The following is a 24,548-nucleotide window of genomic DNA, read 5'->3' as shown; positions in this document are numbered from 1 at the left end:
TGGCCTGATTCAGATCAGTTCCAGGATCATGGCATTGGCCTGACCGCCAGCCTCGCACATCGACTGCAATCCGTACCGAATGCCGTTGTCGCGCATGTGGTGTACGAGGGTCGTCGTCAGACGTGCGCCCGAACCGCCGAGCGGATGACCGAGCGCCATCGCGCCGCCGAGAGGGTTGAGCTTGGCATAATCGGCGCCGGTCGCCTGCAGCCAAGCCAGAGTGACCGAAGCGAAAGCCTCGTTGATCTCGAATGCCCCGATGTCGGACAGCGACAGTCCCGAACGCTCGAGGGCCTTGGCGGTGGCCGGAATGGGACCGGTGGCCATGGTGATCGGGTCGACGCCTGCCAATGCCACGGTGTGGACCCTGGCGATGGGCTTCCACCCTCGGCGAGCCGCCAATTCGCTGCTGGTGACCAGTAGTGCAGCAGCGCCGTCGGAGATCTGTGATGAGTTGGCAGCCGTGATACGCCCGTCGTCCTTGAACGGGGTAGGCAGCGCGGCCAACCGCCCGAGAGTCGACCCGCGACGGACTCCCTCGTCGGTGTCGACGATGGACACGGTTCCGTCTTCTGCCGTCGTCTTCACGGGGCTGATCTGACTCGCGAATGCACCCGCGTCGATGGCCGCGGCTGCTCGCTCGTGAGAGTCGAGAGCGTGCTGATCCAGCTGCGTTCGGGTCAGTCCGAAGTTCTCGGCGATCATTTCCGCGCCCACGCCCTGGTTGAACTCCACGCCGTTGTATCGCTGCCGGACCAACGGGCCGAACGGCTTGCCGAATTGCGTGGCGCTGCGCGCGGAGCCGATGGGGACGCGGCTCATGCTCTCGACGCCACCGGCGACCGCGATGTCGTAGTGGCCGCTGATGATTCCGGCCGCGGCGAAATGCAAGGACTGCTGCGAGGACCCGCATGCCCGATCCACGGTCACACCGGTGACCGACTCGGGCCAACCTGCGGCGAGCACGGCGTATCGGCCGACGCCGCCGGCCTGCTCACCGACCTGGCTGACGCAACCCCACAAAACGTCGTCGACCGTGCTCGGATCGAGGTCGTTGCGTTCGGTGAGGGCGCGAAGAACGTGGGCGGACAGGTCGACCGGGTGGACCCCGGACAGTCCTCCGTTCCGCTTTCCGATCGGGGTGCGAACTGCGTCGACGATGACGGCGTCGTTCATGGCGGGCTCCTTCGTTGACGACCTGAGGGGTCGGCTCTTCGTAGACAAACAGTTAAGTGAACAGACGATAACTTGTTTCGCGGTTTGTATCTAGATTGATCTCGACCGTGCTTCAAGTTATGGCAAATTCACATTATCCGGCGAATTCCTTGCTAGGAAGCTCTTTTAGTGATTGAATTCTGCCCAGTCCACGATGTGACCCCCATCACCAGATTGGGAATGTCAGCGCCAAAGGCGAAGTCGTGGCGAATCTTCCCTTACCAGTCCAAGGAGATTTAGTGGTACTCGAACAGCAGGTGAGTCGGCCTCGGGCCAAGCTCGGAGAAGCAGGCGAATCCAGGACAGTCGCCTGGGGAATGACCAGTGTGCTGGTCGCCATGTACGTCATCAACTTTGCCGACAAAGCAGTCCTCGGCATCATCGCCCAGCCCTTGGCCAAGGAATTGGGGCTCTCCGCTTCCGACATCGGCCTGGCTGGAAGTGCGTTCTTTCTGATGCTCTCGCTCGGTGGTTTGTTCTCCGGTGCCCTCGACAAGTGGCTCGGACTGCGCTGGGCGCTCGTTCTGCTGGTCGTCCTGTGGTCCGTGGCGATGCTGCCGCTCATGCTCTCAGCCAGTTTCGTGACCCTGCTCGTGAGTCGGATGATTCTCGGTTTCGCCGAAGGTCCCAACTCGCCGCTACTGTTTTCCGCTGCGTACTCCTGGCATGCGCCGGCGCGCCGCGGCTTGCCCGGAGCCGTCCTGACCTGCTCGGCGTCGATCGCGAAGATTGCGATCGCGCCCATTCTCGCGTACGTCGCGGTCACCTGGGGCTGGCGCTCTGCGCTGGTCGCATTGGCGATCGCGGGGCTTTTGTGGGCGGTGCTGTGGCTGGCGGTGTGGAAGGAGGGTCCGTACGGACGAGCTGCCAACTCGGGTAAGGCAGATGATGCCGACTCGGGCCCTGACGGCTCGAACCCCAAAATGGTTGCGGCACCTGCGACTGACGCTGAGCCGGCCGTGCCTTGGTTGCACATCTTCCGCACCCGCACCTTCATCGGCGGTGTTCTGCTCATTGCAGCCGCCTATGCACTGGCAGCGGTAGTCCTCACCTGGTTGCCGTCGTACTTCGAACTGGGCCTTGGTTATTCGCGACTTCAGGCTGGATCGATGTTCTCCATCCCCAGCCTCATCGGTCTTGCGATCATGTTGAGCAGCACGTGGTTGAGCGACAAGCTCATCACCCGAGGCGTCGGTATGCGTGCTGCTCGGGTTGTCTTTCCGGCGGTCGGCATGCTGATCGGCGGCACGTTGTTGGTGTTCCTGCCGTTCGTCGATGCGCCTGTCATGGCTGTGTTCATGGTGTCGTTGGGCTACGCGATATGTACTCCGGTACTTCCGCTTCTCAATGCGTGTGTCAGCGAATTGTGTCCGCCGAAGCAAATTTCCGGGGTACTCGGGGTGTTCCTGTCGCTCATGGCGTTCGGCGGGTTCATCGCGCCGTACATGATGGGACGCATCGTCGACGCGGCCGGTGACGGAGGCGACGGCTACGCGACCGCCTTCCAGATCCTCGGTGGGGTAGCGCTCGTCGTGGCCGTCATCGGCATCGTCATCATCGATCCTGCCCGTGACAAGAACTCGGTGCGCCCCCACGCTCCCGTTGTCGCTGCCCGATAGGCCGATTTCGATGACCTCCATCCTCGATCATCATGTTTCGCCTGACTTCGAGAGTTTGCTGACCTTGGAAAAGCTGAGCAGCAAGGAGTTTCGCGGATACTGTCACGCCGGGCATCCGATGAGGGCGTTCGGTGGGCAGGTGGCAGCCCAGGCTCTGACCGCAGCGGGAAATTCCGTTCCATCGGAAAATCTCGCGCACTCTCTTCACGGCTACTTCCTCAGTGCAGGCGATCCCACCAAGCCGATCGTCTACGAGGTGGAACGACTCCGAGACGGGCGGTCGTATCGTTCCCGTCGGGTCACCGCGAGACAAGGCGGAGAACCGATCTTCACGTTGTCGGCCTCCTTCAAGTTGTCCGAAGACGGTGCGGATCGACAGTTGGTCATGCCTGAAGTGCCACCACCCGAGGACCTTCCGGATCCGTACGAGCACTGGGCGAAAGAGCGACCTGAGGAATATCAGGCCGCGACTACGGTTCGGGTGATGTCACTGCGCTTCGTACCGCAGGATCGGGTATCGGACTACCGTGCAGTACCGGGACTTTCGGAGCAGACAGTGTGGCTGAAACCTGCTCAGGCCTTGCCGGACAATCCATTGCTCCACGTCTGCGCGCTCACGTACGGCTCCGACATGACACTGGCGTCGACAGCGTCACTCGATATCCAGCCGCATCGTTCGATGCTCAAAGGAGAATCCAGGGCGATCGTGACCTCCCTCGATCACGCCGTGTGGTTCCACCGCCCGTTCCGGGCGGACGACTGGATGCTGTTCTCGCAAACCAGTCCGTCGTCCTGCGACGGGCGCGGTCTCTCGAGTGGGCATTTCTGGAGTAGGAAAGGAGATTTGGTAGCCACTGTGGTCCAAGAGTCGTTGGTCCGCCGGATCGACTAGAAGATTCATTCCATCCATTCCGAACAGCTGGAGGTTTTACTCATGACGCTCGCCTGGCCGGCCGATATGCCTCGGTGCCTCGACTATCCGACGACAGGAATCGACGCAGTTCTGGCAGGGGCTGCTCGCGCGTACCCTGACCGAATTGCGCTGCAAGACGGCGACCTTGAACTCACCTTCGCCGAGCTGTACGACCGTGCACAGCGAGCGGCCGGGGGATTGCGTGCACTCGGGGTCCAACCGGGGGACGTGGTGGCGCTCCATATGGCGAACAACCTGTGGTATGTCGTGGCGTACTACGGGGCGCTGTGTGCGGGTGCTGCTGTGGCGCCGGTCAATCCGACTCTCCCGCCGGCCGGTCTCCGCGATCAGTTGGACGATGTGGAGGCACGCGTGGTCATCTCGCACCCCGAATCCGTCGGAATCGTTCTGGCAGCGGCTGCGCAGTGCGTCGACGCTGTGGTGTGCGTATCCGCGACACCTTCGGCGCCGACGACCGAAACGGCTCTGCCGGAGGGCGTTCTTGCATTCGGGGATCTGTTGCAGGCGCATCCGCTGACGTCGTACAGTGTCGATCCGGAGCTCGTCGCTCATCTTCAGCTGACCGGCGGTACGACCGGACGCTCCAAAGCTGTTCGCGTACTGAACCGTAACCTGGTCTCGAATGTCATTCAGATGGCGTCCTGGCGATCTGGGCTTCTCACCGAACTCGACGAACTCGGCGGGCTTCGAATGCAGGCGACCGTCGATCGCGGTCCTCATGCGCTGGTTCCGGGCGAAGGTGTCAACATCGCGGTGGCGCCACTCTTTCACGGTCTGGGCTTGGTCGGACAGAACGTCAGTACTCTGCTCGGATCGACTGTTGTCTTCACCGGCCGCTTCGATCCGGACCGGATGTTGGCAGACATCGAGCGCCTCGGCGTCACCCACATCACCGGTTCGCCCGCGATGTACTACGCGTTGTTGGCGAGCAACAAGATCGGATCGCACGACTTGTCCTCTGTGCGTGCGATCAACTCCGGGGCAGCCCCGTTCGACACGACATCGCTGCGGCGCCTGCAAACGATCTTCGACAATGCCTGGGTCACGGAGGGATACGGCCTGAGCGAAGCGACGATGGGCCTGACGGGTCGCCTTTGAACTGTGACGTCGCGACGCCGCCGGACAGCGTCGGCGTCGCGATCTTCGACACCGAACTCGAGATCAGAGACGAGAATTCGGCAGTCCTCGGGGCCGGCGAGGTCGGTGAGGTCTGGGCCCGCGGGCCCCAGATCGCCGACGGGTACCAGAACCAGCCGGAACTGACTGCGGTTCAGTTCCGCGGTGGTTGGCTGGCGACCGGAGACATGGGGCGGCTGGACGAGGCGGGGCACCTGTTTCTGGTGGGGCGATCGAAGGACATGATCATCTACAAGGGTTACAACGTGTATCCGCAGCAGCTCGAAGAGATTCTGTGTTCACACGCCGCCGTTGCACAGGCAGCCGTCGTCGGCGAACAGGCGCCAGTGGTCGGTGAGCGCGTGACGGCATTCGTTCAGTTGAACCGCGACTTCGCGTCCGAGACTGCGTCGGCCTTGAAATTGTTGGAGCGGGAACTGACGGACTACGTGGCCGCGAAGGTTGCGCCGTATCAGAAGGTTCGTTCCATCAGGTTCGTCGACCAACTGCCTGTCACGGCAACGGGGAAGATACAGAAGAACGTATTGAGGAACAGCCTTGTCGCCGACGCAGTCTAGGACGATCGTCCAGTAACTCTCCCGATTCGGTCCTGCCGCGGCGTGATTTCTGCGAGAGTGTCGAACATGCGTGGATTCCTGGTAGCCGGTGTGAGTACGTTCGCGGCGGTTGTCTCGGTCGTCTCGGCGTCCTCCGCCGGTGCCGAGACGACCGCGGACCGAGCTCACTCGTTTTCCGAGACCACGTCCGTCGGCGTCCACAACTCCTACGAGAAGGCGACGTTCCCTTACTTCGCCGACGCTCTGGATTCAGGGGCGTCCCTGCTCGAGTTGGATCTGTGGACCAACGGCGGCGGTCCGGACTGGCGTGTGTCGCACATGAATCCGGTGGCGAGCGACAGCAATTGCGTCGGTGCGCAGGACGCTGCCGGATTGCGAAGCGGTCTGCGAGATCAGGGACTTCGCGGATGCCTGGCGGATATGCGCGCGTGGCACGAAGCCGATCCCGAGCATCCGCCGGTGATGGTCAAGTTGGAACTCAAGGACGGTTTCACGGCCGGCTACGGACGTGGACCCGCCGATCTCGACGCCTTGATTCTCGGGACCCTCGGGGACGCGGTTTTCACTCCGTCCGATCTGATGGGTGAGTCCTACTCGACCCCGGACGCCGCCGTCGCCGAGCGCGGATGGCCGAGTGTTTCCGAGATGACCGGCAAGTTTCTGTTCGAGCTGATTCCGGGAACGATCGAGGAGGGAAACCCTCTCGACACGGAGTGGACCGACCAGCAGTACGCGACGCACTTGCGAGATCTGTCCGCTGCCGGGCTCGTCCAACTCGGCGCGGCCTTTCCTGCTGTTCACCGGGCATCGCCGGGAGATCCACGTCTCGACCGCTACGCCGATCCGGGGATCCGACCGTGGTTCGTGATTTTCGACGGCGACGCGCTCGATTACACCTCGGGCGATGTGGATCCGCAGTGGTACCACGATCGTGGCTACCTGCTCGTCATGACCGACGCGCACAAGGTTGCTCCGCAGATCGACGGAACTCATGCCTCGGAAGCCGAAGCGAGCGAGCGACTCGACCGGCTGGCCGGTGAGCACGCGAGTTACATCACCGCGGACTGGTCGAGATTGCCGAACGTACTGTCCACCGTGGTGCCGCGTCGGTGATTTTTGCCGACAAGATCTGGCAGGCGGCAATTCTCAGGAACAGGGTGCAGGATGGGTTCATGCGCACTGTCACGTGGAATCCCGAAGTCTACGGCCGCTATTCGGGTGAGCGGTCACGCCCGTTCGTGGACCTGGTCTCGCGGGTGACCACCGAAGACCCGACGCGGGTAGCCGACCTCGGCTGCGGCTCAGGCAACCTGACCGCCATGCTCGGGGAACGATGGCCGGACGCCTCGGTATCCGGATTCGACTCGTCTCCCGACATGGTGGCGCAGGCCCCGACAGACCTGCCGGGAAACGTCACCGTCGAGTTGGGGGACATCATGTCCTTCGACGCCACCGGTTACGACGTGGTCGTCAGTAACGCTGCATTGCAGTGGGTTCCGAGCCACCGCGAGCTGATCGACCAGTGGGCGGACACCCTGGCATCCGGGTCGTGGCTGGCGTGGCAGGTTCCGGGAAACTTCGATGCGCCGTCACATGCGCTCATGCGAGGCCTCGCGGAGTCCGCGGAATGGAGCGAGCGACTGGGCGGCGTCCTACGCGGTCCGGAAGGTGTCGACAGTCCGGTGGCGTACGCGCAGCGGCTGCAGGAACACGGGTTCGACGTCGACGCATGGGAAACGACGTACGTACACGTGCTGGCAGGTGCCGATCCCGTGCTCGGATGGGTACGGGGTACTGGACTTCGGCCGGTCCTGGACGTTCTCGGCGAGGCCGACGCTCCGGAGTTCGAGCGTCAGTATTCCGACCTGCTGCGAGAGGCGTATCCCGCCACGGCCGCCGGAACGCTGTTTCCGTTCCGGCGGGTGTTCTGTGTGGGACGCAAGCGGTAACTACTCGGCTGTGACGAAGCCTTCCGAGACCAGCCAGTCGCGGGCCACGTCCGCCGGCTCCTTGCCGTCGACGTCGACCTGCCGGTTGAGCTCGGTCATCACCTCGTTGGTCAGTTTCTCCGAGATCGGCGCCATGACTTCGGCAACCTGCGGATGTGCCTCCGCGAAGTCCTTTTTCATCACCAGTGCCGGATTGTATTTCGGGAAGAACTGCAGATCGTCGTCGAGGAGAACCAGATCGAGTGCGATGATGCGACCGTCGGTGGTGAAGACTTCACCGAACTTGCATTGGTCGCTGTCGGCCGTCGCCTGGTAGATGATGCCCGTCTGCAGAATCTGCCGCTGGGCTCGCGAGGCGTCGAAGCCGTACTTGGCTGCCAGACCCGGATAGCCGTCCTGACGGACGTTGAACTCGGTCTCGACGCACGTCACTGCAGCACCGGGATCGGATTCGACCAACTTCGCGTAGTCGGAAACCGTCTTGACGCCGGTCTTCTCGGCGGTCTCCTTGCTCATCGCCAATGCATACGTATTGTTCATCGGCGCCGGATCAGTCCACACCATGTCGTTAGCGGCCAGATCCGCGTCGCGGACCGCCTCGAACTGCGCCTGCGAGTCGGGAAGTGGAGTTTCGTTTCCGAGATAGTTGATCCACCCGGTCCCGGTGTACTCGTACGCAAGGTCGATCTGCCCGTTCAACTGTGCGTCACGGGTGCTGTTCGAGCCCTGGATGTTCGTGAGATCTCGAACATCCGCGCCTGCCGCCGCCATAGCGAATTCGATGACGTACCCGAGCACGATCTGCTCGGTGAAGTCCTTGGAGCCGACGGTCATCTTCACACCCTCGAGCTCGGGAACGGGCTCGATGCTGCCGGGGCCGACTGCCAGCGGCAGTGCGCCACCGGATTCCAGGCCGCAGGACGCGACAAGGGTGAGGCCGAGCGTGGCAACTGCGAGTTTCCAGCCCCGCGTTCTGGTGATCGAAGTCTTGGTCATCGTAATCCCTTGGGCCCGAGATAAGTTTCGGCGAGCGCGCCGAGCCAGTCGATCAGCAAGGCCAATGACACCGCGAGTACGGCGCCGACCACGAGGGTGACGTTGTCGCGCAGTTTGTACCCGGTGTCGATCAGAATGCCCAGACCACCGGCACTGACCAGGAAGCACAGCGTTGCCGTGCCGACGGCCAGTACGAGCGAAGTGCGAAGGCCCGCAAGAATGTACGGGACAGCCATCGGGAATTCGAGCTGACGCAGTACGGTCAGAGAAGACATCCCCTGACCACGTCCGGCGTCGATCAGAGTCTTGTCCACTTGCTGATAACCCAGAATCGTGTTGCGTAGCACGGGAAGCAGTGAGTAGAACGCGATCGGAAACACGCCGATCCAGAAGCCCGTCGTTCTGGTCGCGAGATAGAACAGCACCAGGAGGCCGATAGCCGGTGCCGCGGCCCCGATGTTCGCGATGCCGACGAAGAACGGTGCCAAGCGGGTGAATTTCGGTCTGGTCAACAATGTTCCGAGCGGAACCGCGATGGCGACGACGATGATGACCACAGCGGCGGTGATCAGCACGTGTTGCCACGTCAGCGTGACGATGTTGTCGAGATTGATGCTGGCCTTCTGTGTCGCGTTCAGTTCGCGCGTGAACGCCCAGGTCAGCACGCCCGCGACAAGGATCAGAACAATGACGGGTTGAACGTACAGCCGCATCCGCTCAGCTCGGCGGGTGGCCGCATTCTCGGCGGCGCCGAGATCGGGAGCGTCCGGTTCCATCTCGGGCGCGGCGACGAGGTCTTCGGTCGTGGCACTCATATTCGACCCTCGACGTTCTCGGCGTCGGACTCGTCGTCGTCGTGATCGTGGGCATGCTCCTCGCGCATCTCGGAGAGATGGCTGACCAGCGTGTCGATCGTGATGAGGCCGACGTACTCGCCGCGCCGTCCGGTGACCACGGTGGATGCATTGCTCTCGGCGAGAAGAGCTTCCAACGCATCCTGCAGGGTGGACTGGATGGACACGGCCTCACCGATCTCGTTACCGACACCTCGAAGGGTCGACGCGTGAGCGAGGTGCCCGGGTGAGACCCAGCGAAGCGGCCGGCCACGCTGATCGAGAATCAAGGCCCATTTCCACTTGCGTGCTGCGAGTGCGGTTCTCAAGTCGTCGACCGAATCGGTTTCGCGCGCGGTGAGGCACTGCTTGAGTTTGATCTGACGCACACGGGTCAAGGTCAACTGCTTGAGTGATGCGTCGGCGCCGACGAAACCCGCGACCATGTCGTTGGCGGGATTGGCGAGGATCGCTTCGGGGGTGTCGTACTGCATGATGCTGGACTGGTTACCCAGCACGGCAATTCGATCCCCGAGCTTGACTGCCTCGTTGAAATCGTGGGTGACGAACACGATGGTCTTGCCCAACTCTGACTGCAGACGCATCAGTTCGTCCTGGAGGAGACCGCGAGTGATGGGATCGACGGCACCGAAAGGCTCGTCCATCAACAGAACCGGGGGATCGGCAGCGAGTGCCCGCGCCACGCCCACGCGCTGTTGCTGGCCACCGGAGAGCTGTCGTGGGTACCGGTCACGATAAGTGTCCGGGTCGAGGCCGACGAGGTCGAGCATCTCGTCGGTCCGTGCCGCGATTCGCTTCTTGTCCCAACCGATGAGGCCGGGCACCGTCGCGACGTTCTTCGCAATGGTGAAGTGCGGGAACAAGCCTGCTTGCTGAATCGAGTATCCGATGCCTCGGCGAAGCTTGTCCGGGTCGATGGACAGGGCGTCTTTGCCGTCGATGGTGATCTTGCCCGAGGTGGGTTCGATCAGACGGTTGATCATGCGCATCGTCGTCGTCTTGCCGCAACCCGAAGGTCCGACGAAAACCACGATCTCGCCGGCGGGAACAGTCAGCGAAACATTGTCCACCGCTGCAGCTTTCTGTCCCGGGTAACGCTTGGTCACGGATTCGAGAACGATCTCGACTCCGGATACCTTCTGATCAGCGGATACGTCGGACGGAATGGTTTCGGTCATTGCAGCCCCTTCGAAGTAGTGAGACGGCCGATGACGACGTAGATTCCGTCGAGGATCAGGGCCAGAATGACGATGAGTACGGTGCCGACCAGCGCTTGCGGAACAGCATTGGGGCTGCCTACCCGCGAGAGTCCGGAGAAGATCAGGTTTCCCAGACCTGGACCTTTGGCGTATGCGGCGATGGCCAGGATGCCCATGAGCATCTGCGTACTGACCCGCATGCCGGTGAGGATCGAGGGCCACGCGATCGGTAGCTCGATTCGACTCAGTACGTGCATGCGACTCATTCCGACGCCGCGCGCCGCGTCGGTGATGGCCGGGTTGACCGCATCCAGGCCGATGATCGTGTTCCGAATGATCGGGAGCAGGGCATACAGGATCAGTGCGGTGATCGTCGGGGCGACGCCGAGACCGAGAATCGGAATGAGCAGTCCGAGAAGAGCGAACGAAGGAACCGTCAAGATCGTGCTGGCCAAAGCTGTTGCCACGGACGAACCGACCGGGCTTCTGTAGACGAGAATTCCGATGATCACGGCGGCAATCGTCGCGATGATCACGGACTGGATAACTGCTGAAACATGTAGGTACGAGTCGGTCATCAATTGTTGTCGTCGTGCAACGACAAAATCCCATAGCGCGCCCATATTTCCGAACCCACTTTCTTCGGACTTCTGCTCGCAAACGTCTTCCCTCGACACCGACCGGCGCACAAGGGCTTTCCCCGCAGCCGTTTCCGGCCGAGGGGTTTGTCTCGACTGTCGTCCAAAAACTCCGATACTGCAACTAATTCCGATTGCAGCGTGTCGGATGTTGTTCTGGACGTGCGAGTTTGCGAGTCGCGTCTCTGTACCCAGCAGATAGCCATCTCAAACGTGCTGGAAACAGCAAAACGGGAGAGCTCCGAAGAACCCTCCCGCCTTGTACGAATCTTTCCGAATTGGGCTCAGGCCCAGCTGAGCGCGTCCTCGTCGGAGAGACGTGGGAGACGATCGAACCACGGGTTCTCGCCGGGGTGGCCGATGTTCACTACGAGGATCGTCTTGAAACGTCCGTCCGCGAAGAATTCGCCGTCGATGCCGGCCGCATCGAATCCGGCCATCGGGCCGGCGACCAGACCCTGTGCACGAATCGCGAGGATCACGTAGCCGGCCTGCAGTGCGGCGTTGAACCGACTGGTCGAACTGGCGGCAGCCTCGTCGGATTCGAAGTAGTCCTTCATCTCCGGGCGGACGGGGAACAGGGTGGGGATGTGCTTGTAGAACTCGGTATCCACTGCGAGAACCGCAACTACAGGAGCCGCTTCGGTCTTGGCCTTGTTTCCGTCGGCCATGTGCTCGACGAGGCGCGCTTTGCCCTCCTCGGTGCGAACGAACAACACGCGCAGTGGATTGGTGTTTGCCGCGGTCGGCGCCCACTTCGCGAGCTCCCAGATTGCGGTGAGCTGGTCGTCGGTCACGGGCTCGTTCGAGAAGGAATTGGCGGTGCGTGCCGCGGTGAAGAGGAGCTCGCGGCCGGCTTCGTCGAGTTGCTGGGCGGTGAATGGGGTGGCTGTGTCGAGAGACATCGGGGGATTCCGTTCCGTGGTAGCTCGACCGAGCGTTACCCGGTAAAGCTAGTTGCTAGTAAAAAAATAGTGCCTACGGATACGTTAGCACTGTGGCTAGGATGGTGGGGTGGCGAGTAAGAGCGAAGCGGAACACGAGCCCCGCGCATGTGACGGGGCGTTGGCCCGCGCGTTCGGCTTCCTGGGCAAACGGTGGAACGGCGTCATTCTCGGCACGCTGCTCAACGGGCCGGCGGGATTCTCCGAACTCAAGCGCGCAGTTGGCGGGATCAGTGATTCGGTACTCTCGGAACGCCTGACGGAGTTGGCGGGGGCAGGCTTGGTGACGAGGAGCGTCGATGCAGGTCCGCCCATTGCCGTGGAGTACGAACTCACGGCGTCGGGGCAAGCACTGCTTCCAGCCCTCAGCGAACTGACAACCTGGGCTGCCGAGAACTTGCCACCTGAGAATTGCTCGAACTGAGCTAACGCGTGTGAACGGTCCTGCGTGCCGTGTACCAGGTTTCACCAGCGGGTTCTCCGGCCAGGTTCCAACTCCACGAGACTGTCGGCGTGATGCGTGAATAGATTCCGGGGCCGACCATTCCTACCCTCTCGATCGGCCGTTCAGCGATTCCGTAGATTCTGATTCCGCGCGCGACGAATGGCTCGAACGACGGCATGTCATCGATGACCAGGGCGACTTCGAGTTGTCCTGACCCGATGTTGCGGAACTTCTTGGTCCGCAGGACCGCCTCGCCGACCCCGCCGATCCACAGGTGGGCCCCGTCGTACTCGAAGGCCAACGGAACGACGTCGGGTTGTCCGTTCGGTGAGACGGTCGCTACGCGCGCCAGCGGCTGCGACTGCAAGTAGGCGATCTCTTCGTCCGTGAATGACATGTGTTTCTCCTTCTGTAGCTTCTCCCGGGTAACAGCTTCTCCACGGCAATGACGAAACATGCACGCAACGTAGATGCAACGTATCCAAAACTAGTGTTCTGGATCACACAGTTTTGGTCGGGTTCAGATGTATCCGGACGTGAATCTGTGGGCAGAACGGGTCCTGTTCGCTACCGGTGGCGGATGAGGACAAGGTTCCGCGGGTTGAGCACACAGCCCGCGGAACCGCTCCCCATCAGGGCACCGGCCGACAGGAGTCCAGGTGTCCGTAGTTGCGGAAGTCTCTGCGATCGATTTTGCGGAAACCGAATTCGAGAGGGCTCGAGGATCGGCCCTGATTCGCGAAGTCGGCCCGCTCGTTCCTGGCCCACCGTCCTTGGCGATGTGTCTGAGCGAACCGACGCGCGGACTCGTCGACATCGCGTCGTTACTCGTAGCTGCGCCGTGGCTGCTTCGATCGCCGCGAGGGGACGGTCACCCGGTCCTGGTTCTTCCCGGTCTGTTGACGTCCGATGTGTCCACGTTCGCGTTGAGGGCGTATCTCGGATTCCTCGGATATCGTGTCCACGGCTGGAATCTGGGCATCAACACCGGTCCGACGGCGATGGTGGTCGACGGATTGCCTGCCGCATTGGCTGCAGTGTCCGATCGGTACCAGCAGAAGGTGTCGGTGATCGGCTGGAGTCTGGGCGGAATCTACGCTCGAAAGCTGGCGAGGGACCTACCGGACTCAGTACGTCAGGTGGTGACACTCGGTTCGCCTTTCGGTCTCACCAGTCTGGAGCAGACGCGAGTCGGATCGCTCTACGCTCGTTTGTCCGGCAACCATGCCATGATGCCTCCGGTCGACGGCATCGAATCCGAACAGGGACCGCCCATTTCGGTTCCTGCCACGTCGGTCTACTCCAGGCACGACGGCATCGTTCCGTGGCAAGCGTGCTGTGAAACCACGTCTGGACTATCGGAAAGCGTTGCGGTGCAAGGTAGTCACATGGGGCTGACTCACAACCCCTCTGCGTTGTGGACGGTTGCCGATCGTCTGGCGCAGGACGTCGACAACTGGCAACCCTTTGCGGCACCGAAAAGACTTCGACGGATGTTTCCCGCCGAGGTGTGAGGCTGAGGTGTGAGGCTGAGATGTGGGGGAGAACCCTGAGTCCGACGCGGGGACGGACCTGTACCTGAGTATGTACGGCACCGGAAAAGATGGGTCCATGGCCTGATGCGCGTGAGTGCCCCGGCGGCGGATAGTGGAAGTCGACGCGGACAGTCCGCGAGATCCACTGAAGGGACACCGAACATGACTTCGCCCATGAAGACCCGCAAACTCACTCGAGCTCGCTCCGGCGCGATGTTCGGCGGGGTGTGCGCCGGGATCGCTCGATACTTCGGGTGGAAGTCGTCGACCGTCCGCTTGCTGTTCGTGCTCTCGTGCTTGCTTCCCGGCCCGCAGTTTCTGATCTACATCGTGATGTGGATTTTCATTCCTCGTGAGCAAATCTGATCGAATCGCTCAGCGGCGCCGATTCTTCATGAGTTGTTTCGCTTCGTGCAGTTCTTCGGTGCTCAGGGGAGGGAGGGGAAGCGAGTCACGATGCAATCCCTCGGTGCGTAGTCCGTCGAGCATCACCGAAAGGTATCGGCGCCACACGGTCGGGTTGACCGGCTGAGCAAATTCGGTGACTGCTCCCACCATGAAGATGAGGCCGAACAGGTCCGTGGGGACGGCGTCGGGACGCAGCATTCCGGCGTCCTGGGCCCGGTAGAAGATCCTCTCGACCGACGGTTCGACGATGGATCGTTGGCATGCCAGCTGCTCGCAGCCCTCGTCGGTTCCGTTCAGGACGTCTTTGAGCCCACGATTGACCGACATACGGCTGCAGGCGAATTCGGCGAACGTGACGAGTCCGTCCCACGGATCCGGATTGTTCAGTGATGCCTCGGCAGTGGCGGCGATGTCGGCAAAGTTCTGTTCGAAGACTCCGTCGATCAATTCTTCCTTGCTGGCGAACCGCCGATAGACAGTTCCGACGCCGACACCCGCGCGCCGGGCAACGTCGTCGAGTGTGACGTCGATCCCTTCTTCGGCGAACAATTCACGTGCGGCATCGATGATCAACTGCCGGTTACGTGCAGCGTCGGCGCGAAGCGGGCGCCCCATTGCGGTACTCATGTCTCCACTCTACCCGCCAAGTGGAGACAGCCTCTCCGTTTTCGTGTAGCGTGTTTGCTAACCGGAGAAGCCATCTCCGCATAGGTTGGGCGAGGGACTATGTCAGACATTGCTGAACGGACTGAATTCGAGCAGTCCTCAGCGCCTTCAGGGGACAACCACGCAAAGCGGTGGCTGGTTCTCGCGGTTCTGGGAATTGCGCAGCTGATGGTGGTCTTGGATGCCACCATCGTCAACATCGCGCTGCCGGCTGCGCAGCGCTCACTGGAGTTCGGTGATTCCGACCGCCAGTGGATCATCACGGCATACGCGTTGGCGTTCGGCAGCCTGCTGTTGCTCGGCGGTCGATTGAGCGACTTGTTCGGGCGCAGGCGAACGTTCATCGTCGGCCTGATCGGCTTTGCGGTCGCTTCCGCCATCGGTGGCGCAGCCGTCAACTTCGAAATGCTTGTTGCCGCTCGCGCGGGCCAGGGCGTGTTCGGTGCGCTCCTTGCTCCGGCGGCACTGTCTCTGTTGTCCGTGACATTCACCGATCCGGGTGAGCGCGCCAAGGCTTTCGGCATCTTCGGTGCCGTGGCCGGCGGTGGTGGCGCCATCGGACTGTTGCTCGGCGGAGCGCTCACCGAGTGGGTCGACTGGCGCTGGTGCCTTTTCGTGAATCTCTTCTTCGCGGCGATCGCATTGGTCGGAGCGGTTCTGTTGCTCGCGCCGCACACCAGTGATTCGCGGCCCAAGCTCGACATCCCGGGAACGATCCTGGTCTCCATCAGCTTGTTCAGCATCGTCTTCGGATTCTCGAAGGCCGAATCTGATGGGTGGAGTGCAACTCCCACCATTTCGTGGCTCGTTGCCGGCGTAGTCTTCATGGCTGCATTCATCTACTGGCAGACCAAGTCCGAACACCCGCTCCTTCCGCTGCGGGTGGTGCTCGACCGGATCCGGGCGGGCTCGTATCTTGCGATCTTCCTTTCCGGCGCAGGCATGTTCGCTGTCTTCCTGTTCCTGACGTACTACATGCAACTGATCCTCGGGTACAGCCCGATCATGACCGGTCTCGCATTCATGCCGATGGTATTCGGAATTGTCACGGCGGCAACGCTTTCGACAGCAGTCTTGCTACCTCGGGTTGGTCCGCGAGTGCTGATCGTGAGCGGAATGGTCATCGCCGCGATCGGAATGACACTGCTCGCCCAGATCTCCGTGGACAGCACGTACGCCGTCCACATCCTGCCAGGCCTCGTGGTCACCGGACTCGGAATGGGCAGCATCTTCGCCCCGTCGATGCAGGGAGCAACTTCGGGCGTGCATCACGAAGACGCCGGCGTCGCATCTGCCACCGTCAACACGATGCAGCAGGTTGGTGGCTCGATCGGAACTGCACTGCTCAGCACGATTGCAGCCTCGGCTTCCACCAACTACCTGGTAGGGCGCGAGATGAATCCGCTGACCCAGGCGCAGGCCGCCGTCGAGAGTTACACCACGACGTTCTACTGGGCAGCAGGCATTTTCGCGGTCGGTGCGGTGTTGACCGGACTGGTTCTTCGGAGCGGACTGCTTCCGGACTCGCCGGAAGGTGAACCGGTAATCGCCCACTGACAGCAAATTTCGGGGTCGACGCCGCTACGGCGTCGACCCCGAAACGAGTCAGCAGTTCTTCCCGGGCGTTGTCTGGAACCGATGAAGGACGTGATCGAGTTGCTCGGAGGAGAGCGCAGGCACGGGCAGTTCCCGATGTCCAGTGCGGGAAGCGCACAGTCCGTCGATCATGAACCCGAGGGCGCGACGGTAAGCCTGAGGGGCCTCGTCGCCGCCGAACTTCTGAGCCATCTTGACGACCTGCATGAGAAGCGGAATGTCGTTGACTTCGAAGTCGCTACGCAGGGTGCCCTGTTCCTTCGCGTGATTGACGAGTGCCGCGGTGTGTCGAGCGATTCCCGCACGCGCGCGAGCGAAGGTGTCGGAAGTGAAGCGTCCGTCCATCAGTAGATCGCCGAATCCGCGGTTGTCCGCCATGCGCAGCGAGATGACGTCGAGGAAGTAGACGAGACCTTCCCAGGCGTCCGGCATCTCGCGCGCGGTGGCGGCGATCGATTCGATCTCGGAGCACCGCGTGTCGAACAGAGCCTGGATCAATTCGTCCTTGCTGGCGAATCGTCGATACACGGTTCCGACGCCGACGCCGGCGTGCTTCGCGACGTCGGCCAGCGTGGCGTCCAGTCCTTGGGCCGCGAACACCTCGCGAGCGGAGCAGAGAATCCGTTCGAGGTTGGCCTGGGCGTCGGACCGGAGGCGCGGCTGTGAGCAGTCGGCCGAGGTCCCCGCACGAGAAGCGTCGGGGTGGGTTGTCGGCATCCTCACAGTCTACGGCACTAAGCGGAATGATTGATTCCGTTAGTGCTATATTGCTAAGCGGAACGTGTGGTTCCGATTGTCCGTACGAGAGAAGCCGATATGAGCACGTCTGACATCTGGGTCGGGAGCAATCCGATCTCGATGGTGGGTACGCGGAGTGCAGGTTTCGCGGCAACGAGGCTTCGCGCCCTTGCCGGCGACGGCGCCTTTGCTCAGCTCGTTCGTTTTGCCCTTGTCGGCGGAGCCAGCAACATTCTCTACTTCGCAGCTTTCCTGGCGCTGCGCGGTGACGGAGCGCTGGTCGCCAATGCAGTCGGTGCGGTCTTGAGCACCATTTTGGCCAATGAGCTGCATCGCCGGCTCACCTTCCACGCCGCGGATCGCGTCAACTGGTTCACCGCGCAGTGGGAAGGCGGTGGTCTCGCACTGGTCGGGCTGATCGCCAGTTCCGCTGCCATCAGTGCGCTCGGTTTCCTGTTGCCCGGTGCGGATGGGCTACTTCAAGCGGGTCTTGTAATCGCAGTGAGCGGAATTGTCGGTGGCCTGCGATTTGTCGCGCTTCGTGGCTGGGTTTTCTGAGCGGTTCGCGAGTTCGGACCGGAACGGTTCGTAGGGAACACTGTGACCCATGAGCCTTTCGATAGCCGATTCCGGCGTCCATCTGGCTGTGCTCTGCATCGTCATGGCGCTTGTGGCCACACTGGTCTATCGATTCGCTCACCTCGGTAGCATTCGCGTAGTTCCCGGCGCGCTCGCGCGTGGCGCCCTCCAATTGGCTGCTGTTTCGTTGATTCTTGCCGCCGCCCTGGCTCACATCTGGTCAGCGCTCCTCGTGCTCGTCGGCATGTTCGCCGCAGCGTCGTTCACCGCTGCACGACGCTCCGGCGCAGGAACTTCCGGAGTGTGGCTGACCGTCGCGTTGGCGTCGGGGATCGGTGTTGTGCTGCCACTGATGCTGTTGTCCGGAGTGGTTCCCGTCGAGGGCGTCGCTCTGGTTCCGATCGGCGGAATCGTCATGGGCGGTGCCATGACAGCTACGTCGATGGCAGCCAAACGTGGACTCGACGCGGTTGACGATCGATACGGGGAAGTGGAAGCGGCACTGAGCCTGGGATTCTCGCAACGCGACGCACGGTGGGAAGTCGCCCGCACGGCTGCGTCCGACGCCCTCCTGCCCGGAGTCGACCAGACCCGCACCGTCGGTCTCGTGACATTGCCCGGAGCATTTGTCGGTGTGTTGCTCGCGACGGGGTCGGCTGTTCAGGCCGGTGCGGTACAGATTCTCGTCCTGGCAGGGCTGTTGTTGGCGCAAACTTGCTCGGTGGCTGTGGCTTTGGAGCTCGTCGCCCGCGGCTTCGTCTTTCGAGGTGAATCCGTCAGGCCTGCGCGAGTTCGTTGATCTTGTCGCTGCGAAGGACGCGGTCGGGCAGATCGGGCGCGTTCGCGGCGAGTGCGATCATTGCCTTGCCGATGTTCTCACTGGTGGTCACGCTGCTGGGCCAGACCTTTCGCAGGAGCGGGTACAGGGGCACGGAGACCTGATAGAACACCTTGTACCACCACGTCTTCGACGGTGATCCCGGCCGCGGACGGATGAATCCCGGCCTGAGGATGTAGGTCTCGAGGGGGAGAGCGAGCAACGCATTCTCGGTCGCGCCGCGTACCCGCTTCCACATGGTCTTGCTGGTTTCGGTGGAGTCGGCGCTTTCGCCGGATACGTAGACGAACACCATCTGCGGATTCACACGCGAGAGCGTTGTGGCGGCGGCGAGGGTGATGTCACGCGTGATGCGCGTGTAGTCGGCTTCGTTCATTCCGGCAGAGGACACACCGAGGCAGAAGAAGCACGCGTCGGCGCCGGACAGATCGGTTTCGATTGCCGAGAAGTCCAGTAGGTCACGGTGAACGATGTCGACGATCTTCGGGTCGGTTGTACCGGCGGGATTGCGGCCGACGGTCACGACCGTGCCGATTCGCGGATCGTCCCGGCATTCGCGCATGACGCTGTTGCCGACCATTCCTGTTGCCCCGAAAATAACGACCTTCATTGTGTTTCCCCCGGTGTCGGTTCTGCTCTTCCGTGATGCGCACACTACTGAAGGGTTTGGATCCCGAGAGTGGCCAACTGAACGCTTGACCTGCATTTATGGGTCCATTTTGAACCGACTCGTGACCAAAGTCCCTACAAACCGGCTGGACGGTTGGCTGAAAATAGTTTTATGAGCGAAGGAGTTGATGAAATACACGTGCTCGGGTCGGAGTCCGCCGGTCGGATGATCGAGGCGTCGACAATCATCGTCCTGGGTGCGCTCTGTGCCGTCGTCGCAGGTTCGGGCGTGTTTCTCGTCATCGGCTCGATCGGTGGATTTGCCCGCCTGCTCTATCTGGTCGTGCGGGCGTCGATCAACTCTTACTCGGCACCAGGTTCGAATCTCGAGCTGGCGCCTTCGAGAACGTCATGTGGTCGTTGATGCTTCCGAACGTCGAGTGAAGACGATCGAGGATGTAGTTCTGACGCATGTTCCACGGTGACTTCGATCCCTGCTTCGGGAACTGCTCCACCGCACGCATGACATATCCCGAGGCCAGGTCCAAGATCGGCCGCTGATCCATGTTTTCGGTCGCGTGTGGCACGCACTTGGAGTAGCCGCGTTTGTCCATCTCGGTCAGTAGTCGGCACACGTACATCGACGTGAGGTCGGCTCGCAGAGTCCACGAGGCATTGGTGTATCCGACGCACATTGCGAAGTTCGGGACGTCGCTGATCATCATGCCCTTGTAGACGTAATGATCGCCGAGGGTGACGGGTTCACCGTCCACGTCGATCGAGATCCCACCGCACGCTTCCATCTTCAATCCTGTTGCAGTGACGATGATGTCGGCTTCGATTTCGCGCCCTGACGCGAGACGAATCCCGTTCTCGGTAAAGGTGTCGATGTGATCGGTCTCGATCGAGGCCTTGCCGGATCGGAGGGCTTTGAACAAATCGCCGTCGGGTACGACGCACAAGCGCTGGTCCCACGGATCGTAGCTGGGTGTGAAGTGCGGATCGAGTGGGATCTCCTCCGGGAGTTGACGACTGATCGCGAGATTCAACAACCTCTTTGCCCGCGCTGGACTGCGTCGGCACAGTTGGTAGAAACTCAGGTTCACTACGATGCTCTTCCATCGAGCGATGCTGTGCGCGAGTTGATTCGGCAATACCGCGCGGATGGTGTCCGAGACTTTGTCGCTGGACGGCAGTGCCAGAATGTACGTCGGTGATCGCTGGAGCATCGTGACATGGCTTGCGTCCCGCGACATGGTGGGCACCAAAGTGACTGCGGTGGCGCCGCTTCCGATCACCACGACCTTCTTGTCGGAGTAATCGAGTTCGTCGGGCCAGAATTGCGGGTGCACTACCTCGCCGGCAAACGATTCGCGACCGGGGAAGTCGGGGGTGTATCCGCCGTCGTAGCTGTAGTAACCGCTGCAGAGATAGAGGAAGTTACAGGTCAGTGTTTCGTCTTCGTCATCGGTGGTGACGGTGACCGTCCACGTCGAGTCCGCTGACGACCATGATGCTGCCGTCACCTTCCGGTTGTACCGAATCTTCTTGTCGATTCCGTTCTCGCGAGCGGTGTCACGGACGTACCGGAGGATCGAATCACCGTCGGCGATGGCCTTGGCATCGGTCCACGGGCGAAACGGGTAGCCGAGCGTGAACATGTCGGAATCCGAACGGATGCCGGGGTACTTGAAGAGGTCCCAGGTTCCGCCGCTGTTCGCACGGGCCTCGAGGATTGCGTACGACTTTCCGGGGAGCTCGGTCTGAAGTCGATACGCAGCACCGATGCCGGACAAGCCGGCGCCGACGATCAGGACATCGAGGTGTTCGGTGCTCATCAGTTCGGGCTCCGTATCGATTGCGCGGTCACCGGCCGGGAAGGTGGTCGAACTCCACACTACTGAACGATGCTCAGTAAGGCGAGGATGTCCATGCGATCTTCGGCGGCCGGACCGCCGCGCACAGGGGTTTACCTGCGGCGTCAGTGAGGCCGAGGTTTCCGTGAAGCACGCCGGAACCGTCGGTCTCGGCAATGACGTGCTCGGGGATCGCGTCGAACATCAGCTTTGCGCGCCGAAACATCTCGAAGGTCTGGTCTTCGGACACCGTCACCCAGGACAGGTAGATGAAGCGTCCGCGCGGTGGGCCTTGGATGTACGGACCGAGAATGTCCCAGGCACCGGCCTTTTGCTCCAGGTTCGCGGTCAGTTCCCACCGCGCTGTCTCGGCGTTTCCTGGTACGAGCTCGAGAATTTCGTGTGGCTTGCCTCGACGCTGAATGCCGACGTGGATGTTGCTTCGCCCCTCGAAGGTTGCGGTTTCGGAACAATCACGCCCGGGCAGGCTGTGGCCGGTGATGATGATCTGCATATCGACATCATGCTCTGCACTGATCGGGAGGGATTGGCGTGGTGAGTCGTTCGGGTAGAACCTTTGTTGCCGCCGTGGTGGCGAGCATTCTGTTGTCGAGTCTTGGGTGGGGGACAGGTGCTGCCGCGGCGACGGCGGACGAACCGGTAGTCGCGGGCGCGTTGGAGTCTTATAGCGAACTCTCGGCTGCAGTGTTTCCGCTCGGCACCGGTGCGGCGCAGCGTGTCGTGTATCGAACTCTGCGTACCGCTGACAGGTGGGGAGACTCGTCGGGGTCGGTGTTTCTGCCGGAAGGCGAACCACCGGCGGGCGGTTGGCCCGTCATCTCCTACGCCCACGGGACTCTGGGTAGTGCGGATCAGTGTGCGCCCTCGTCGACCGGATTCGGTCCGGGCGAGATCGAACCGATCGAACGCTGGTTGCGTGAGGGGTACGCAGTAGTCGCCACCGACTACTCAGGTCTGGGTACAGACGGGGTACTCGCGTATCTCGACGGACATGCCGCCGGCGCAAATGCTGTCGACATCGTACGGGCCGCACATGAGTTGTACGGGAACGTGCTGAGCCCGCGGTGGATGGTGGCAGGTCTGTCCGAAGGTGGGCACGCGGCGTACTTCGCGGGACACGAGGCCTCCTCTCGTGCACCGGAATTGGATTTCCGTGGTTCGGTTGTCGTCGCAGGACCCACGCATATGGAAGGTCTCTTTCCGCTGGGCGGGCCGCTGTTTCCCGATATCGGCATCACGGGATTGGTGGGATACGCGCTGTATGTCCTGGCTGGGATCGACGACCAGCGGCCCGAGGAGAACATTCGCGAGGTTCTCTCGCCACTGGGAATCGAGTGGATGGAAAAGGCTCGAGGCTTGTGCGCCGGAGATCTCGGCCGACAGATTCGAGCTGAGCGAATCCAGTTGAGCCCGTTGTTTTCTCGATCGGTGTGGACGCCGCGTTTCCACGATCTGTTTCGCGATATGATGCAGGTGCTGGTGGACGGCTACGACCGTCCGCTGCGCGTGGTGCAGAGCGTGTCGGACACGACGGTCCCCGTCGCGCTCACCTGGGCGCAACTGGCCGACATGCGTACGCGAGGAACGCAATTCGACTATCAGGAGCTCAGTGGGATCAGCCACGGCCAAACGACGGTCGCGTCGATGGACCAGACCATGGAGGTCATCGATCGTTTGATGAGGTGATGTTTTGGTTGTGTGGTTGTTCAGTGTGGTCGTTCAGCGCATTCGTCGCGGGCCGTAGTCGTGGCCGCCGTTGGCGAACCACACGATTGCCGCAATCGCGTACAGGATGCAGACAAGGAGTAGTAGCCCGCCCGCGATCCACAGTGAGATCTGACCGAGTCGTTTCACTCGATCGGACGCATACCGCGATCCGGCGACATCGCCATCGGCCCACAAGGGATACACGTTGAAGGCATGAGTGAAGGCGGCGAAGGAGAGCGGCCAGAAGAACAGCAGCGATACCACTGCCCAACCGGCATTGACAGGTGGTCGAATCGGGTGCTGAGGAACGGATTGCTGAACGGTGGGTTGATCCGGGGTCGTCATGGGAGCTCCTGACATGAGATGGCCCTTACGACGCTACTGCGATGGAGCTGAAGAATCACTGAACGTACGTGATCAGCCGTAGTGCCAGTCGCGATCCATTTTCCGGAAGTACGGGAAGAGTGTGGCTTCCTCGAAATCGAGATGCGACTGCATATGGTCCGCCAACTCGGCTATTGCGGAGTGTGCCCGGCTGACCGTGGAGGACTCGGTGCTCAGTGCGAGTGTCGCGCGCTTGGCTTCCGACACGATCTCCCCGACGAGCTTGTGCTCGGCCTGCAATCGTTCGACCGCAGGTGTCAACTCGGGAAAGTTCTTGGTCATCACCGGGAACATCCGCTGATCCTCGATGGTGTGGTGCAGAGTCAGCGTGTTGCAGTAGAAGTCGCAGTTGACCCGCAATTGCCAAACGAAATCCGCGATCGTCAGATTGTCGATCATCTCGGGTATCCGAGTCAGGTCGGCGGTTTCGTCCGACAACAGTTGCAGGGCATTCTGGAGTACCTCGATATCGGCTCGCAGAGGTTCGTGAACTTGGCGTAACTGATCGATCATCCTCAGACCGGCGGATGTTGCCATGCTGTGCGAATCAGGGGCGCTCACGTCAGCACTGTTCGGTTCCGCTCCGCAAGCATCCGAGCTACGGGGAGAACGTCGTTTGCTGCCATCTCGATTCGCTCGAACACCTCGGGGTTGAGGATCGTGGTTCCGTCGAAATCACCTGAGCTGAGATAGATCCCGACAGGAGCGGTGAGCGCTTGAAAGAATGCAAACAAGGGCCGCAGGGCATGATCCAACACGAGAGCATGGCGGTCGCTGCCACCTGTCGCGGCAAGTATCACCGGGGTGTTGGCGAGCGCGTACTGATCGACGAGATCGAAGAAGTGCTTGAACAATCCCGTGTAAGAGCCGCGGAAAACCGGTGACGCGGCGATGACGATATCCGCGGACTCGACTGCAACCAGGGCTTCGGCAGTGACAGGGTCGACCTGATTGCGATCCAGAGCAGTTGCGAGCCCGGGAATCAGATCCACGATCTCGATGACCCGTGCGTCGATCCGCTCGAAGTCACTGAACGTTTCGACGATCAGATCGACGAGCGCGCGAGTCTTGGAAGGCTTCTGAAGGTTGCCGACAACGGCGACAACTTTGAGTGGTGTGGTCAC

At 61.6% G+C, this 24,548-nt stretch carries 29 protein-coding genes; 14 read left to right on the top strand and 15 right to left on the bottom strand.

Features of this window, described 5'->3' with window-relative positions; translation table 11 throughout:
• Nucleotides 1-9: 9 nt before the first annotated feature.
• Nucleotides 10-1,176 carry a thiolase family protein gene (locus DBV08_RS13535; RefSeq protein ID WP_124567730.1) on the bottom strand — a complete coding sequence of 389 codons (1,167 nt, stop codon included), beginning with the start codon at nt 1,174-1,176 and terminating at the stop codon, nt 10-12.
• Nucleotides 1,177-1,472: 296 nt separating this feature from the next.
• Here DBV08_RS13535 and DBV08_RS13530 point away from each other — a divergent pair, with 296 nt between their 5' ends.
• The 6 genes from DBV08_RS13530 to DBV08_RS13510 all read left to right on the top strand — a co-directional run bounded on the left by DBV08_RS13530 (nt 1,473) and on the right by DBV08_RS13510 (nt 7,411).
• A complete protein-coding gene (locus DBV08_RS13530) occupies nt 1,473-2,834 on the top strand; it encodes an MFS transporter (protein ID WP_397487370.1) in 1,362 nt (453 codons plus the stop codon).
• Nucleotides 2,835-2,844: 10 nt separating this feature from the next.
• Nucleotides 2,845-3,726: an acyl-CoA thioesterase II gene (locus tag DBV08_RS13525; RefSeq protein WP_095968614.1), complete on the top strand. Its 882-nt coding sequence runs from the start codon at nt 2,845-2,847 to the stop codon at nt 3,724-3,726.
• 42 nt (nt 3,727-3,768) lie between these two features.
• Nucleotides 3,769-4,866, top strand: a complete 1,098-nt coding sequence (locus DBV08_RS32855) for a class I adenylate-forming enzyme family protein (RefSeq protein WP_260395565.1) — start codon at nt 3,769-3,771, stop codon at nt 4,864-4,866.
• A complete protein-coding gene (locus tag DBV08_RS32850) occupies nt 4,863-5,462 on the top strand; it encodes a class I adenylate-forming enzyme family protein (RefSeq protein ID WP_260395564.1) in 600 nt (199 codons plus the stop codon). The genes DBV08_RS32855 and DBV08_RS32850 overlap by 4 nt, the downstream gene beginning before the upstream one ends.
• Before the next feature lie 66 nt (nt 5,463-5,528).
• The gene (locus tag DBV08_RS13515; RefSeq protein WP_260395562.1) at nt 5,529-6,575 is read left to right on the top strand and encodes a phosphatidylinositol-specific phospholipase C domain-containing protein; all 1,047 of its coding nucleotides are present in this window, start codon (nt 5,529-5,531) and stop codon (nt 6,573-6,575) included.
• 59 nt (nt 6,576-6,634) lie between these two features.
• Nucleotides 6,635-7,411 (top strand): trans-aconitate 2-methyltransferase, encoded by a 777-nt coding sequence (locus DBV08_RS13510; protein WP_124567727.1) that lies wholly within the window; start codon nt 6,635-6,637, stop codon nt 7,409-7,411.
• Here DBV08_RS13510 and DBV08_RS13505 read toward each other — a convergent pair whose 3' ends face one another.
• The 5 genes from DBV08_RS13505 to DBV08_RS13485 all read right to left on the bottom strand — a co-directional run bounded on the left by DBV08_RS13505 (nt 7,412) and on the right by DBV08_RS13485 (nt 12,003).
• Nucleotides 7,412-8,407, bottom strand: coding sequence for a glycine betaine ABC transporter substrate-binding protein (locus tag DBV08_RS13505; protein WP_095968617.1), 996 nt, complete (start codon nt 8,405-8,407; stop codon nt 7,412-7,414).
• Nucleotides 8,404-9,183, bottom strand: coding sequence for an ABC transporter permease (locus DBV08_RS13500; RefSeq protein WP_095968866.1), 780 nt, complete (start codon nt 9,181-9,183; stop codon nt 8,404-8,406). The genes DBV08_RS13505 and DBV08_RS13500 overlap by 4 nt, the downstream gene beginning before the upstream one ends.
• Nucleotides 9,184-9,218: 35 nt before the next feature.
• The gene (locus DBV08_RS13495; protein ID WP_095968618.1) at nt 9,219-10,439 is read right to left on the bottom strand and encodes an ATP-binding cassette domain-containing protein; all 1,221 of its coding nucleotides are present in this window, start codon (nt 10,437-10,439) and stop codon (nt 9,219-9,221) included.
• On the bottom strand, nt 10,436-11,083 hold the full coding sequence (locus DBV08_RS13490; RefSeq protein WP_124567726.1) for an ABC transporter permease: 648 nt from the start codon (nt 11,081-11,083) through the stop codon (nt 10,436-10,438). Before DBV08_RS13490 ends, DBV08_RS13495 begins: the two co-directional genes overlap by 4 nt.
• A 299-nt stretch (nt 11,084-11,382) precedes the next feature.
• Nucleotides 11,383-12,003 carry a malonic semialdehyde reductase gene (locus DBV08_RS13485; RefSeq protein WP_124567725.1) on the bottom strand — a complete coding sequence of 207 codons (621 nt, stop codon included), beginning with the start codon at nt 12,001-12,003 and terminating at the stop codon, nt 11,383-11,385.
• A gap of 109 nt (nt 12,004-12,112) precedes the next feature.
• Here DBV08_RS13485 and DBV08_RS13480 point away from each other — a divergent pair, with 109 nt between their 5' ends.
• Complete coding sequence (locus DBV08_RS13480) at nt 12,113-12,466, top strand: helix-turn-helix domain-containing protein (protein ID WP_095968621.1); 354 nt, start codon at nt 12,113-12,115, stop codon at nt 12,464-12,466.
• 1 nt (nt 12,467) lies between these two features.
• Here DBV08_RS13480 and DBV08_RS13475 read toward each other — a convergent pair whose 3' ends face one another.
• The gene (locus tag DBV08_RS13475; protein WP_124567724.1) at nt 12,468-12,884 is read right to left on the bottom strand and encodes a PPOX class F420-dependent oxidoreductase; all 417 of its coding nucleotides are present in this window, start codon (nt 12,882-12,884) and stop codon (nt 12,468-12,470) included.
• Between the two features lie 262 nt (nt 12,885-13,146).
• Between DBV08_RS13475 and DBV08_RS13470 the strand changes: the two genes are divergently transcribed.
• Together DBV08_RS13470 and DBV08_RS13465 are read left to right on the top strand one after the other, a co-directional pair.
• Nucleotides 13,147-14,001 carry an alpha/beta hydrolase gene (locus DBV08_RS13470; RefSeq protein ID WP_124567723.1) on the top strand — a complete coding sequence of 285 codons (855 nt, stop codon included), beginning with the start codon at nt 13,147-13,149 and terminating at the stop codon, nt 13,999-14,001.
• 183 nt (nt 14,002-14,184) lie between these two features.
• Nucleotides 14,185-14,388 (top strand): PspC domain-containing protein, encoded by a 204-nt coding sequence (locus DBV08_RS13465; protein ID WP_019745155.1) that lies wholly within the window; start codon nt 14,185-14,187, stop codon nt 14,386-14,388.
• Between the two features lie 9 nt (nt 14,389-14,397).
• Here the strand turns inward: DBV08_RS13465 and DBV08_RS13460 are convergent, their stop codons facing one another.
• Complete coding sequence (locus DBV08_RS13460) at nt 14,398-15,057, bottom strand: TetR/AcrR family transcriptional regulator (protein WP_095968624.1); 660 nt, start codon at nt 15,055-15,057, stop codon at nt 14,398-14,400.
• 99 nt (nt 15,058-15,156) lie between these two features.
• Between DBV08_RS13460 and DBV08_RS13455 the strand changes: the two genes are divergently transcribed.
• Complete coding sequence (locus tag DBV08_RS13455; RefSeq protein ID WP_003940566.1) at nt 15,157-16,653, top strand: MFS transporter; 1,497 nt, start codon at nt 15,157-15,159, stop codon at nt 16,651-16,653.
• A gap of 48 nt (nt 16,654-16,701) precedes the next feature.
• Here DBV08_RS13455 and DBV08_RS13450 read toward each other — a convergent pair whose 3' ends face one another.
• Nucleotides 16,702-17,409 (bottom strand): TetR/AcrR family transcriptional regulator, encoded by a 708-nt coding sequence (locus DBV08_RS13450; RefSeq protein ID WP_095968625.1) that lies wholly within the window; start codon nt 17,407-17,409, stop codon nt 16,702-16,704.
• A 141-nt stretch (nt 17,410-17,550) separates the two neighbouring features.
• Between DBV08_RS13450 and DBV08_RS13445 the strand changes: the two genes are divergently transcribed.
• On the top strand, nt 17,551-17,988 hold the full coding sequence (locus DBV08_RS13445) for a GtrA family protein (protein ID WP_020908979.1): 438 nt from the start codon (nt 17,551-17,553) through the stop codon (nt 17,986-17,988).
• Between the two features lie 49 nt (nt 17,989-18,037).
• Nucleotides 18,038-18,808 carry an ABC transporter permease gene (locus DBV08_RS13440; RefSeq protein ID WP_095968626.1) on the top strand — a complete coding sequence of 257 codons (771 nt, stop codon included), beginning with the start codon at nt 18,038-18,040 and terminating at the stop codon, nt 18,806-18,808.
• Here the strand turns inward: DBV08_RS13440 and DBV08_RS13435 are convergent.
• Complete coding sequence (locus tag DBV08_RS13435) at nt 18,786-19,457, bottom strand: NAD(P)H-binding protein (RefSeq protein WP_124567722.1); 672 nt, start codon at nt 19,455-19,457, stop codon at nt 18,786-18,788. The genes DBV08_RS13440 and DBV08_RS13435 overlap by 23 nt on opposite strands.
• Before the next feature lie 171 nt (nt 19,458-19,628).
• On the opposite strand from DBV08_RS13435, the gene DBV08_RS13430 reads away from it, so the two are divergent.
• Nucleotides 19,629-19,880: a hypothetical protein gene (locus DBV08_RS13430; RefSeq protein ID WP_124567721.1), complete on the top strand. Its 252-nt coding sequence runs from the start codon at nt 19,629-19,631 to the stop codon at nt 19,878-19,880.
• Here DBV08_RS13430 and DBV08_RS13425 read toward each other — a convergent pair.
• Nucleotides 19,813-21,294 (bottom strand): NAD(P)/FAD-dependent oxidoreductase, encoded by a 1,482-nt coding sequence (locus DBV08_RS13425; protein ID WP_124567720.1) that lies wholly within the window; start codon nt 21,292-21,294, stop codon nt 19,813-19,815. The two genes, DBV08_RS13430 and DBV08_RS13425, sit on opposite strands and share 68 nt — an antisense overlap.
• Nucleotides 21,295-21,367: 73 nt before the next feature.
• Nucleotides 21,368-21,826, bottom strand: a complete 459-nt coding sequence (locus DBV08_RS13420; protein ID WP_124567719.1) for a DUF5990 family protein — start codon at nt 21,824-21,826, stop codon at nt 21,368-21,370.
• Between the two features lie 41 nt (nt 21,827-21,867).
• Between DBV08_RS13420 and DBV08_RS13415 the strand changes: the two genes are divergently transcribed.
• Complete coding sequence (locus DBV08_RS13415; RefSeq protein WP_260395561.1) at nt 21,868-23,019, top strand: lipase family protein; 1,152 nt, start codon at nt 21,868-21,870, stop codon at nt 23,017-23,019.
• 33 nt (nt 23,020-23,052) lie between these two features.
• Here the strand turns inward: DBV08_RS13415 and DBV08_RS13410 are convergent, their stop codons facing one another.
• The 3 genes from DBV08_RS13410 to msuE form a co-directional block, all read right to left on the bottom strand.
• Nucleotides 23,053-23,385 (bottom strand): CD225/dispanin family protein, encoded by a 333-nt coding sequence (locus tag DBV08_RS13410; RefSeq protein WP_095968630.1) that lies wholly within the window; start codon nt 23,383-23,385, stop codon nt 23,053-23,055.
• 72 nt (nt 23,386-23,457) lie between these two features.
• The gene (locus DBV08_RS13405; protein WP_095968631.1) at nt 23,458-23,985 is read right to left on the bottom strand and encodes a hemerythrin domain-containing protein; all 528 of its coding nucleotides are present in this window, start codon (nt 23,983-23,985) and stop codon (nt 23,458-23,460) included.
• Entirely contained in the window at nt 23,982-24,548 is a 567-nt protein-coding gene (gene msuE, locus DBV08_RS13400) for an FMN reductase (protein WP_124567717.1), read from the bottom strand. The genes DBV08_RS13405 and msuE overlap by 4 nt, the downstream gene beginning before the upstream one ends.

Origin of the sequence: Rhodococcus sp. KBW08, from assembly GCF_003852455.1 — a bacterium.
Lineage (GTDB): Bacteria > Actinomycetota > Actinomycetes > Mycobacteriales > Mycobacteriaceae > Rhodococcus_F > Rhodococcus_F baikonurensis.
Note: the sequence above shows the minus strand (reverse complement) of the source record. Positions and strands in the feature narration are given on the sequence as shown.